Below are 11797 nucleotides of genomic sequence, written 5' to 3'. Positions count from 1 at the left end.
GAAATCTGTTCTCGTTCTGACACAACGAAACGGAATTGCCCTCGGCAACTTTTATGTGCACTCTAGCATACAGACGACTTGTCGGCGTTTCGACTTAATCGTCGCGTGGGATGGGGGTCGTCTGACCGCCGCCCAGGGAGAAGGAAGCATCGTGCCGCGCGTTCTCGTGGTCGATGACGACCCGATGGTCTGCGTAGCCATCGAGGCCTGTCTGACGCGCAAGGGGTTCGAGGTCACCGTCGCCGACGGTGGTGAGGCCGGAATGCGCGCGCTCGAAACGTGCGATTTCGACGTCATGCTGATCGACGTGTTCATGCCGCACATGCGTGGTTTCGAATCGATCCGGATGTTCCACGAGCGCAGGCCGGACACGCCGATCATCGCGATGTCGGGTTACGCGTTCGCCAATGGTGAACGCGCACCGGATTTCCTGCGCATGACCATCGAACTCGGCGCGGCATGCTGCCTGCGCAAGCCATTTACGCCGGACGCGCTGTTGACCTCGGTCAACCAATGCATCACCTAACCAGAAGCGTCCACGCGCGACTCGAAATAGCAAGCAATGCCTTCCCAGCGTATCATTCTTGGAATCGGCCTCGCGATCCTTCTTGTCATCGGCGCCGCCTCGATCGGTCTCGACCTCAAGTCGCGGTCCGACACCGAGTCCGTGGACCGCGCGCTAGGAATACTCAGCAAGATCTCCGATATGCGCCCGCTGCTGCGGCGCGCGGAGAGCGCGGCGCGCGCTTTTGCGATCAACGGCGATCAGGAATTCGCCCGCGAATATAGCGAGGCCAGCGATGCCATCGTGCCGGCGCTGGCGGCCCTGATCGAAGCGGTCAGGGACAATCCCACCGAAAGGCAATTGATCGAGCACACCAAGGCGCTGGTGGAGCGTCAGATCGCCGTCCATGGCGAATTGATCAGGCTCCGGACTGCCGGCGACACCGAAGCGGTCGCGGCGCTGGTCGGCCGGGAGGATCGCGCCGCCACCGCCGCGATCGCCGGTAACCTGGAACAGGCGGTCGCGGAGGAGCGCCGGCTGCTGGCGGTCAGGCGTGCCGCGTCCGAGACCAACGGCAGGTTTCTGCTGGCGATCGATCTTGCGGGCGTCCTGCTGATCCTGGTTCTCGCCACGCTTCTGACGCTGTCGGCCCGCCGCTCGCGCCGGGAATTGCAGGATTCGCTCAGCGCCAGCAAGGCGACCAACGAGGCGCTGGAGGCTGCGGTCGCCGAGCGCACCGAGCATCTGGTCGCAGCCCATGATGAACTCAGGCTTTCGGCGGCCGTGCTGCGCAGCACCTTTCACAGCATGGCGGAAGCGGTGCTCGTCATCGACGCCAAGGGAGAGGTGCTGCTCTCCAACCCCGCCGCCGAGAAGATGCTGCATTACCGACCGGGCATGACGGTCGAACTGTTGCGATCGCTCAGCACGGTCTTCCATGCCGACGGCGTCACGCCGCTATTGGTCCGGGACATGCCCGCCTCGCGCGCGTTGCGTGGCGAAACCTTCGACGTCAGCGAGATGGTGGTGCGCCCGGTCAGCGGCAGCCCGCCCGTGCATCTCCTGATTAGCGGCCGCCCGCTGCGCGATGGCTCGGGCGCCATCAGCGGCGCGGCACTGGTCTATCACGACGCCACCGCCTCGCGCGAAACCGAGCACAAGCTGCTGCAATCGCAGAAGCTCGACGCCATCGGCAAGCTCACCGGCGGCGTCGCGCACGACTTCAACAACATGCTGACCGTGATCACCGGCACCACCGAGACGCTGGTCGCAAGTCTCGCCCACCATCCGGGATTGCGGAAGACCGCCGAGCTGATCGACCAGGCGGCGGAACGCTGCAGCGAATTGATCCAGCACCTCTTGGCCTTCGCGCGCCGCCAGCCGCTGCAGCCGCGCAATGTCGATATCAACGCTACCGTGCTCGATATCGCCAAGCTGCTGCGTCCGACCCTCGGCGAGCAGATCGAGGTCGACTCGATCCTCGAGCAGCAAGCGGCGGTCGCCCATATCGACGCCTCGCAGCTCGCCAACTCCCTGCTCAACATGGCGATCAACGCCCGCGACGCCATGCCGAACGGCGGCAAGCTGCTGCTGGAAACTCGCAACGTCGTGCTCGATGAGGCCTATGCGCAGGCGAACCCTGACGCCAGGCCCGGCCCCTATGTGATGCTCGCTGTCAGCGACAACGGTGCCGGCATGCCGCAGGACGTGCTGGACAAGGTGTTCGAGCCGTTCTTCACCACCAAGGAGGTCGGCAAGGGCTCGGGTCTCGGTCTGAGCATGGTCTACGGTTTCGTCAAGCAATCCGGCGGGCACATCCGGATCTACAGCGAGGTCGGCCACGGCACCACGATCAGGCTCTATCTGCCGCCGGCGCGCGGCCCGGTCGAGACGGCGCCGGCGGCGGCACCCGCGCTGCCGCAGGGCAACGAGACCATCCTGGTGGTGGAAGACGACGCGCTGGTGCGCAACTTCGTCATCGCCCAGTTGCAGAGCCTCGGCTACCGGACGATCGCGGCCGCCAACGGCCCGGCGGCGCTGACGCTGATCGAGGACGGCAAGACGTTCGACCTGTTGTTCACCGACGTCATCATGCCCGGCGGCATGACCGGCCGTCAGCTCGCCGAGCAGGCCAGCAAGCGCCGGCCCGGCGTCAAGGTGCTGTATACATCAGGCTATACCGACAACGCGATCGTGCACCAGGGTCGCCTCGATCCCGGGGTGCTGCTCTTGACCAAGCCGTACCGAAAATCGCAACTGGCGAACATGGTCCGCCGCGCGCTGTCGGAGTGAACAGGAAGGCTTCGCCTCTTCTTGCGACGCCGTCTTCCGTGCGGACTGGAGGTATGAAACTATGAGCGAAGGGATTCGCAGGAAGAGTCAACGCTGATGGCCGACGTGATCTACAAGCGCCTCTTTTTCGATTGGGGCGGACGGTGCGCTTATTGCGACGTGGCGCTTTCCCGGATGAAGACGGGCGGCAAGGTCAGGGCCAGCATCGACCATTTCATCCCGCTCTCGAAGGGTGGCCGGAACGGCAGGATCAACCGCGTGCTGGCCTGCTACCCCTGCAACCTCGCCAAGGGCGACGCCGATCCGCGCGAGACCGGGCAATGGCCCGACGTCGAACGGCGGCTCGCCGAGATCGCCGCGTCGCCGGTTATCAGTCACGGGAAGCTCAGGCAGCTCATTCCCGAACTGGTGAAACAGATCGGCATGGAGGCGTGACCTGCAAGGGCGCCCCTCTCACTGCGCCCCCGATCCGCCCGCCACGATCTTCTCGTTCAGCTTCTGGTCGACGGTGTCGACGGTGCGGTCGATCTCGGCGCTGGGCGCGCCGAGCTGATGCGAGATCAGCTTGACCAGCAGATCGACGCGCTCGATGAACGGCGCGCCGCTGGCGACCGCGCGGGCCGCCGAGGACGGCTTGAGCAGGCTCTCCGCCGCCTTGGCATATTTGCCGAACGGCACCTGGTCGGCCGGGTCGGCGCCGAGGCGACGGGCGATGCCGTCGACATGTTCGTAGATCGACTGCGACAGTTTTAGATCGCCGTGCACGGCGTCGCGGATCGACTGCGGCTCATGCGGCGTGATGCAGCGGTAATTGCCGGTCAGCAGCATCGACCATTTGGCCAGCGGCACGAACAGGGAGTCGAACACCTTGAGCTTCACGGGCACGTCGTGGCCGTCGAGCGTCACCGCGTCGATGGAAGCCTCCAGCTCGCGCAGCAGCTTGCTGTGCGCCTCGTCCTCGAAGATCGCCGCCTTGAAGTTGGTGGGCAGCCCGACATGCAGCACGTTCGCCGCCTCCTCCGGCGGACGGAACGCCTGCGGATCGGGCGAGCACAGCGAGACCAGCCCCGGCTCGAAGCGCTCCCAGACCCGGGCGTTGGTGTAGGCTTCCTCGAGGTCCATGTCCGCCAGTGCCGGGATCCGCTTCAGATACGGCAGCGGCGGCATGTTCATGATCGACAGGCACGGCAGCTTCGCCGCGGCGATCTTGACCATCAGCACGCGGATCGTGTGGTTGGTGTATTGCGGCTCCTGCATCGCAAGGCCGACCAGGTCGTAGCGGGAGATGTCGACGTTCTGCGGCGTGACGGCGTCGAGCTTGCCGGGCAGATCGCGCGAGAAGATCGCGCGGTGCACCGCCTCGTCGCGCAGCTTGATGCGAACCTCGGTGCCGTCGCGGTTGATGAGCTCGGCCGTCTTGCTCCGGCACACCAGCGTCACGTTGTGACCGGCCATCAGAAGCTTGGTCCCCAGCAGGGAGCCGTAGGAAGCCCCGAGGATCAGAATGTTGCGTGCCATGCTCTCTCTTTCACCGATGATGCCGGGTCCGTCAGGCCTGGCACTCATTATGCCAGCATTGCCCGCCCCGATGCCTACTGCAAAGCGGGAGGCATTACAATCGGACAGGAGGACTTCACGACCTTGTCGCCAGCACGACGCCGGCGAGCGTGAACAGCAGCGCCACGATCTGGACCGGCCCGAGCGGCTCGCCGAGCGCGATCGCCGACGCGACGACGCCGATCACCGGCACCGCCATGGTGCCGATTGCCGCGACCGATGCCGGCAGCCGCGCCAGCGCGGCGAACCAGCTGACATAGGCGATGCAGAACTGGATCACCGTGGAATAGAGGATCAGCCACCAGCCGAGCGTCGTCACCCTCTCCAGATGCGTGGTCTCGAAGGCGATCCCCAGGAGCACGATCGGGAAGCAGCCGAGCCCGATCTGCCAGGCGGCGGCCGGGATCGGCGGCAGCGGCACCGGCAGCTTCTTCGCCAGCACCGTGCCGAGCGCGAAGCCGACCGCGCCGCCCAGCGCCATCACGATGCCCGGCAGTTTCTCGGTCGTGGCCGAGATGCCGTTGCCGCCCATGATGGCGGCGAGCCCTGCGAATGCCATCACCAGCGCCACGGTGCGCAACCACGTCGGCCGCTCGCCGAGCACCGGCCAGGCCAGCAGCGAGGCCCACACCGGCATGGTGTAGGCGATCAGCGCCGCCTCGCTCGCCGGTAGCCACAAGAGCGCCAGCCCCATCAGCACCATCCATCCGGTGACGTTGAGCAGCGCCAACAGCATCAGCCGCGGCCAGAGATGCCGCTCGACCCTGAGACTCTGCGAGCGCGCCAGCGCCAGCAACGCCAGCAGCGTCGCGCCGATCACGCCGGTGGTGCCGCGCAGGGTCAGCGGCGGCAGTTCGCTCAGCAGGAACTTCGTCACAGGCCAGTTGAACCCCCAGCCCACCGAGGTGATGGCGAGGAACATGAGGCCTGCGGGCGCAATCCGCGCCGGCGCGGTCAGTTTTGATTCTGTCATGGAACCCGGCAAGGGTAAGGACAAGGGTGGGAATCGGCCGCACTTTGCCGGTTATCGGGCACCGCGACCACGGGTGCGCGGACATGCCAGCCCTCCCTCCCCCGTGGCCCCAGGTGAGTCTCGGAGGTGCAACCCCGCGGGGCGAAAAAATACCTGCCCTGTGAACAGCGGGCGAAGCCGCTTTCCACACGGGTAAGAACAAATTTTTTCCCTTGGGAATCCCTGAGGACTCACCGATAGTTGCGTCCATCACAGGCGCGGTATTGACCCCTGTTTTCCCATCCTTTCCACCATATTTAGTGTTTGATTAGGGAACCCGTACTAGTCCTTGACGGGCCCGACGGGTTTGGCCTAGCCTTGCTTCCAGACGGCGCGAGTTGAGTTCAGGGTCCCGCCGATCACTCCCAAACGGGTTCCGAACGAGCACTCCGTCAGCCGGTTGAGGCACGGGTCGAGGGCTTGTCTGCCCGAAATCAGGGGTGATCCGGGGCCCAAATAACGAGCCGAATGGCTCAGGCGACGGTTTGCGGCGTTGAGTTCGAGCATGGTGCGGAGGCCGACTGGGTAGGCGGCGTTTCCTGTCAGGCTCGGGAAGACGGGAATGGGGTTGGCCTCGCTCATTAGGCGGGACGAACCCCTGGGGTGGCGAAAACAGAAACAGGGCCGGGTTCACCGGTAGAGCTTGCGAATCAAGGCACCGAGGTCAGCGACTTCGGGGCGGGAGGTTCGCTCACTGAAACATCCGGCAACCGCAACAAAGCGGACCGGCAATACGGGGCACGAAAAATGCGAATCGAGCGGCGCAACACCACTTCCGGCCAGTCTCCCTATGCGGAGCTCGGCTTTCGGCTGACCACATCGGAGATCCGCAACCCCGACGGCTCGATCGTGTTCCGCCTGGAAAATGTCGAAGTGCCGGAGTTCTGGTCGCAGGTCGCCTCCGACGTTCTGGCGCAGAAGTATTTCCGGAAAGCCGGCGTCGCCGCGCGCCTGAAGAAGGTCGAGGAAGAGAGCGTGCCGTCGTTCCTGTGGCGCTCGGTGCCCGACACCGAGGCGCTGGCGCAGCTTCCCGAATCCGAGCGCTATGTCGGCGAGACCTCGGCCAAGCAGGTGTTCGACCGCCTCGCCGGCTGCTGGACCTATTGGGGCTGGAAGGGCAACTACTTCTCGTCGGATGAAGACGCGCAGGCGTTCTACGACGAGCTGCGCTATCAGCTCGCCAAGCAGATGGTCGCGCCGAACTCGCCGCAATGGTTCAACACCGGGCTGCACTGGGCCTACGGCATCGATGGTCCCGGCCAGGGCCACCATTACGTCGACCCCTTCACCGGCAAGATGACGAAATCGAAGTCGGCCTACGAGCATCCGCAGCCGCACGCCTGCTTCATCCAGGGCGTCGGTGACGACCTCGTCAACGAGGGCGGCATCATGGACCTCTGGGTCCGCGAGGCGCGCCTGTTCAAATACGGCTCCGGCACCGGCTCCAACTTCTCGCGCCTGCGCGGCGAAGGCGAGCGCCTGTCCGGCGGCGGCCGCTCGTCGGGCCTGATGAGCTTCCTCAAGATCGGCGACCGCGCGGCGGGCGCCATCAAGAGCGGCGGCACCACGCGCCGCGCGGCCAAGATGGTCGTGGTCGACGCCGATCACCCCGATATCGAGACCTATATCGACTGGAAGGTGAAGGAGGAGCAGAAGGTCGCCGCCCTTGTCACCGGCTCCAAGATCAACCAGAAGCACCTCAAGGCCGTGCTGAAGGCCTGCGTGAACTGCGAGGGTTCGGGCGACGACTGCTTCGATCCGGAAAAGAACCCTGCCCTGCGCCGTGAAATCAAGTTGGCACGCCGCGCGCTGGTGCCCGACAACTATATCAAGCGCGTCATCCAGTTCGCCAAGCAAGGCTACAAGGACATCGACTTCCCGATCTACGACACCGACTGGGATTCGGAGGCCTACCTCACGGTTTCCGGCCAGAACTCCAACAACTCGGTCTCGCTGAAGGACGATTTCCTGCGCGCGGTCGAGACCGACGGCGACTGGAGCCTGATCGGCCGCACCAACAAGAAGATCACCAAGACGATGAAGGCCCGGGAGCTCTGGGAGAAGATCGGCTACGCCGCCTGGGCCTCCGCCGATCCCGGCCTGCACTTCAACACCACGATGAACGACTGGCACACCTGCAAGGCGTCCGGCGACATCCGCGCGTCGAACCCGTGCTCGGAATACATGTTCCTCGACGACACCGCGTGTAACCTCGCCTCCGCCAACCTGCTGACGTTCTACAACACGGCCACCAAGCGGTTCGACATCGAGTCCTACGAGCACCTCTGCCGGCTCTGGACCATCGTGCTGGAAATCTCCGTCATGATGGCGCAGTTCCCGTCGAAGGCGATCGCCGAACTCTCCTACGAGTTCCGCACGCTCGGCCTCGGCTTCGCCAACATCGGCGGCCTGCTGATGACCATGGGACTGCCCTACGACTCCAAGGAAGGCCGCTCGCTGTGCGGCGTGCTGACCGCTGTCATGACCGGCATCGCCTACAAGACCTCGGCCGAGATGGCGGCCGAGCTCGGCACCTTCCCCGGCTACAAGAAGAACGCGGCGCACATGCTGCGCGTGATCCGCAACCACCGCCGCGCCGCGCACGGCAACGCAACAGGCTATGAGTCGCTCAGCGTCAACCCGGTGCCGCTCGACCACGCCTCGTGCCCGCAGGCCGATCTCGTCGGACATGCGACCAGGGCCTGGGACGACGCGCTGTCGCTCGGCGAGACCAACGGCTACCGCAACGCGCAGACCACGGTGGTGGCGCCGACCGGCACCATCGGCCTCGTGATGGATTGCGACACCACCGGCATCGAGCCTGACTTCGCGCTGGTGAAGTTCAAGAAGCTCGCCGGCGGTGGCTACTTCAAGATCATCAACCAGGCTGTGCCCGCGGCGCTGCGCGCGCTCGGCTACCGCGAGGCCGATATCGCCGAGATCGAGGCCTACGCCGTCGGCCACGGCTCGCTTTCCAACGCGCCCGGCATCAATGCCACCACGCTGAAGGCAAAGGGCTTCACCGACGAAGCGCTGGCCAAGGTCGAGAAGGCGCTGCCGACCGCGTTCGACATCAAGTTCGCCTTCAACAAGTGGACCTTTGGCGAAGACTTCCTGCGCGAAGCGCTCGGCGTGCCCTCAGAAGTGATCGCGGCCCCCGGCTTCGACCTGCTCTCGGCCATCGGCTTCACCAAGCGCGAGATCGAGGCGGCCAACGTGCACATCTGCGGCGCGATGACCGTCGAGGGCGCGCCCCACCTCAAGGCCGAACATTACGCGGTGTTCGACTGCGCCAACCCCTGCGGCAAGATCGGCAAGCGCTATCTCTCGGTCGAGAGCCACATCCGCATGATGGCGGCGTCGCAGCCGTTCATCTCGGGCGCGATCTCGAAAACCATCAACATGCCGAACGACGCCACGGTGGACGACTGCAAGTCGGCGTATCTGTTGTCCTGGAAGCTCGCGCTGAAGGCCAACGCGCTCTACCGCGACGGCTCGAAGCTCTCGCAGCCGCTCAACTCGCAGCTCATCAGCGATGATGACGACGAGGACGATGCGGTCGAGGCGCTCTACGACAAGCCGATGGCCGCGCGTGCCGCCCAGGTCTCGGAGAAGATCGTCGAGAAGCTGGTCGAGCGCATCGTCGTGATGCGCGAGCGCGAGAAGATGCCGGATCGCCGCAAGGGCTACACACAGAAGGCTGTGGTCGGCGGCCACAAGGTCTATCTGCGCACCGGCGAATATGACGACGGCCGTCTCGGCGAAATCTTCATCGACATGCACAAGGAAGGCGCGGCGCTGCGCTCCTTCATCAACAACTTCGCGATCGCCGTCTCGCTCGGCCTGCAATACGGCGTGCCGCTGGAGGAATATGTCGACGCCTTCACCTTCACCCGCTTCGAGCCGGCGGGCCCGGTGCAGGGCAACGACAGCATCAAGTACGCGACCTCGATCCTCGACTATGTCTTCCGCGAGCTCGCGGTCAGCTACATGTCGCGCTTCGACCTCGCCCATGTCGATCCCACCGAGTCGAATTTCGACGCGCTCGGCAAGGGCGTCGAGGAAGGCAAGGAGCCGGGCGACGGCCACCACGCGTCAAAATATCTGTCCAAGGGCCTGACCCGCTCGCGCACGGATAATCTGGTGGTGATGCGCGGCGGCGACGTCGATGCCCGCGGCTCGGGCAACGTCACCGCGATCGCCTCCCACGGCGCCAGCGCCCGCGCCTCCGACGCCCACGAAGGTGCGGTAGCGCTAAAGCAGGAAGCCAGCCACGACCTCTCGCCGACCGAACGGCTGGAAGCGCTGCAGTGGAGCAAGGCCGGCAGCGCCGCAGTCGCCGTCGCCCCGTCCAAGGCCGAACGCCGCGCCGAAGCCAAGGCCAAGGGCTACGAAGGCGAGATGTGCTCGGAGTGCGGCAACTTCACGCTGGTGCGGAACGGGACCTGCATGAAGTGCGATACGTGTGGCAGCACGACGGGGTGTTCGTGAGCTTGCGCTGGGGCTCATAATAGCGCGCCCTCTACTAATGCGTCCCCTGCTTTCGTAGGCGATCTACTCGGCACCGCCGGTGCCGGGTGAAACGAGAAAGGTTCGCGGCGGGCTTCGGCTTCGCCGCGAACCGGCCAACCGAACGAAACATGAATCGACGCTGAGATGCAGATAGCGCTTCTTGGAGCATGACATCGCACAGACACAAGCCATTCAGGCTGACTTTGGGCGAAGGGCTTCCACTGCCGGGCAACGTTGCTTATATTTGACAACGGAATTCCCGGAGCAGCAGCGAACTGATGCATACGATCGAAATCAGCGACGAGGCCTACGAAGCCGCCAAGCGGACCGCCGCACTCGACAGAATCGACGTGCCGACGCTGGTCGAAAGCCTGGTGCATCGTCATGCCGAGTACATCAGTCTCTTCCAGGATGCTTCGCCCGAAATGCCGCCCTTCAGCCTGGAACATTACGAAATGGACCGCGTCCCAGGGGAGTCGGAAGACGATTACCAGGACCGGCTGAGGATGTTCACTTCCCTATGACCAGGCCCTTCGCGCCTGGCGATTTCGTCTGGACAAATTTCCCCTTCGTCCCAGGTCAGGAAGTTCGGCGGCAACCTGCCGGTCGGAGTGATTTCCGTGTCCGCGAACCGGGCGCAGCAAAGCGGCAATCAGACCGCCTTCTTCATCGACGTCCGGCGACGCGCTGCGATCTCAACGACTCGGACATGCAGCAAGGGACACACGCCCGCGATCATGGAAACCCGCCATTTTGGCGGGTTTTTCTCGAACGGTCGAAAGTCGACTGTGCCGCTGGAGAGATTCAATCCACAATGCAGGTCAAAAGCTTCGGGGGCGACTTTGATGGGCAAGGGGCATTTTCACGGCGGAAGCACCTCGGGCACGTATGACGAGGATGGGACTCCGCGATTCAAGGAAGGACCTGAATTCCCCCTGAAAAAGGGACCGGCCCAAAAGCGCTGGTCCGAAAGAGCGGAGACAGATCAGGACGCACGATCCGCGGCAAAGAAGTATCGCGCGGTCGTCTCGATTTTCTTGGCGAAATGCGCGGCAGCCTTCAGAAGTGACCGCCTTACCGCCTCCTTCCCCCAACCGCCGGGAGAACTGAAACCCGAGATCTCGTCCTGGGGCGGGAATATCGCCTGGATCGACAAGCACTCCGGACGAAGGTCCCAGTTCGCGAAATTCGTCCTGAATCAGGGATGGACGCCGGACCCGCCCTCAATGTGAAGCGACTTGCAAGGAGGACGGCACAGCAATGGCCTACCAAGTCCTGATCGACGACAACTTCCACTACCAGGACGAATCCGAACGCGTGAAGCACGGCGTCTTCGCGACGCCGGAAGAAGCGGTCATGGCCTGCCAATCCATCGTCGACGGTTACCTGACCGACGCCTTCAAGCCGGGCATGACGGCGGACGACCTATTCCAGAGCTACACCGCGTTTGGGGAAGATCCCTTCATCGTTTCCGACGGCCCCGAGGGCGCGCCCGTCAAGTTTTCGGCCTGGGACTACGCCCGCCAGCGATGCGCCGAGATCGCGGCCGGCTGATTCAGCATTGCGGCTGGCTCAGCTCGGCTTACCCATCAAGGCTCAGTTGATCCCGAGAGCCTTAAAGGCGGCTGTCTTAGTATCTCCGAAGAAAATGGGGTCGACGTGTTCCAGCACGTCGCCGGTCACCTCCAAGAAGCGCCGCTTGTTTGCGATCGGGACCACCCGTGACCCGTCGCCTCCTCGCCGTAGCTATTTGGACCTCATGGTGAGGAGCGCGAAGCGCGTCTCCGGACGATGCTTCGCTTCGCCGGGCGAACCATGCAGGCCCGTCTGTGGCCTACATCCTTCGAGACGCATCGCTTCGCGACGCTCCTCAGAGTGTGAGAATCTTTCGGCAACGAGCATTTGCCACGGCCGCGATG

Annotated in this window: 9 protein-coding genes; 7 read left to right on the top strand and 2 right to left on the bottom strand. The window is 64.3% G+C overall.

Going from position 1 to position 11797, the window contains the following annotated elements; all coding sequences use genetic code 11:
* Positions 1-151 precede the first annotated feature (151 nt).
* The 3 genes from V7E26_RS18315 to V7E26_RS18305 all read left to right on the top strand — a co-directional run bounded on the left by V7E26_RS18315 (position 152) and on the right by V7E26_RS18305 (position 3232).
* Positions 152-526 carry a response regulator gene (locus tag V7E26_RS18315; RefSeq protein ID WP_324418611.1) on the top strand — a complete coding sequence of 125 codons (375 nt, stop codon included), beginning with the start codon at positions 152-154 and terminating at the stop codon, positions 524-526.
* A 36-nt stretch (positions 527-562) separates the two neighbouring features.
* A complete protein-coding gene (locus V7E26_RS18310) occupies positions 563-2797 on the top strand; it encodes a CHASE3 domain-containing protein (RefSeq protein WP_324418574.1) in 2235 nt (744 codons plus the stop codon).
* Positions 2798-2893: 96 nt separating this feature from the next.
* Positions 2894-3232, top strand: a complete 339-nt coding sequence (locus V7E26_RS18305; protein WP_324418572.1) for an HNH endonuclease — start codon at positions 2894-2896, stop codon at positions 3230-3232.
* 18 nt (positions 3233-3250) lie between these two features.
* Here the strand turns inward: V7E26_RS18305 and V7E26_RS18300 are convergent, their stop codons facing one another.
* Positions 3251-4315 carry a ketopantoate reductase family protein gene (locus V7E26_RS18300; RefSeq protein WP_324418570.1) on the bottom strand — a complete coding sequence of 355 codons (1065 nt, stop codon included), beginning with the start codon at positions 4313-4315 and terminating at the stop codon, positions 3251-3253.
* Positions 4316-4430: 115 nt separating this feature from the next.
* Positions 4431-5327 (bottom strand): DMT family transporter, encoded by an 897-nt coding sequence (locus V7E26_RS18295; RefSeq protein ID WP_324418568.1) that lies wholly within the window; start codon positions 5325-5327, stop codon positions 4431-4433.
* Between the two features lie 786 nt (positions 5328-6113).
* Here V7E26_RS18295 and V7E26_RS18290 point away from each other — a divergent pair.
* The 4 genes from V7E26_RS18290 (at position 6114) to V7E26_RS18275 (ending at position 11432) form a co-directional block, all read left to right on the top strand.
* Positions 6114-9857 (top strand): vitamin B12-dependent ribonucleotide reductase, encoded by a 3744-nt coding sequence (locus V7E26_RS18290; RefSeq protein WP_324418565.1) that lies wholly within the window; start codon positions 6114-6116, stop codon positions 9855-9857.
* 299 nt (positions 9858-10156) lie between these two features.
* Positions 10157-10402, top strand: a complete 246-nt coding sequence (locus V7E26_RS18285) for a hypothetical protein (protein ID WP_324418563.1) — start codon at positions 10157-10159, stop codon at positions 10400-10402.
* A gap of 96 nt (positions 10403-10498) precedes the next feature.
* The gene (locus V7E26_RS18280) at positions 10499-11110 is read left to right on the top strand and encodes a hypothetical protein (RefSeq protein ID WP_324418561.1); all 612 of its coding nucleotides are present in this window, start codon (positions 10499-10501) and stop codon (positions 11108-11110) included.
* Positions 11111-11138: 28 nt separating this feature from the next.
* Positions 11139-11432, top strand: coding sequence for a hypothetical protein (locus V7E26_RS18275; RefSeq protein WP_324418559.1), 294 nt, complete (start codon positions 11139-11141; stop codon positions 11430-11432).
* Positions 11433-11797: the final 365 nt, after the last annotated feature.

The organism is Bradyrhizobium sp. (assembly GCF_036735945.1).
Taxonomy (GTDB): domain Bacteria; phylum Pseudomonadota; class Alphaproteobacteria; order Rhizobiales; family Xanthobacteraceae; genus Bradyrhizobium.
This window is presented reverse-complemented; position numbering and strand designations above follow the sequence as displayed.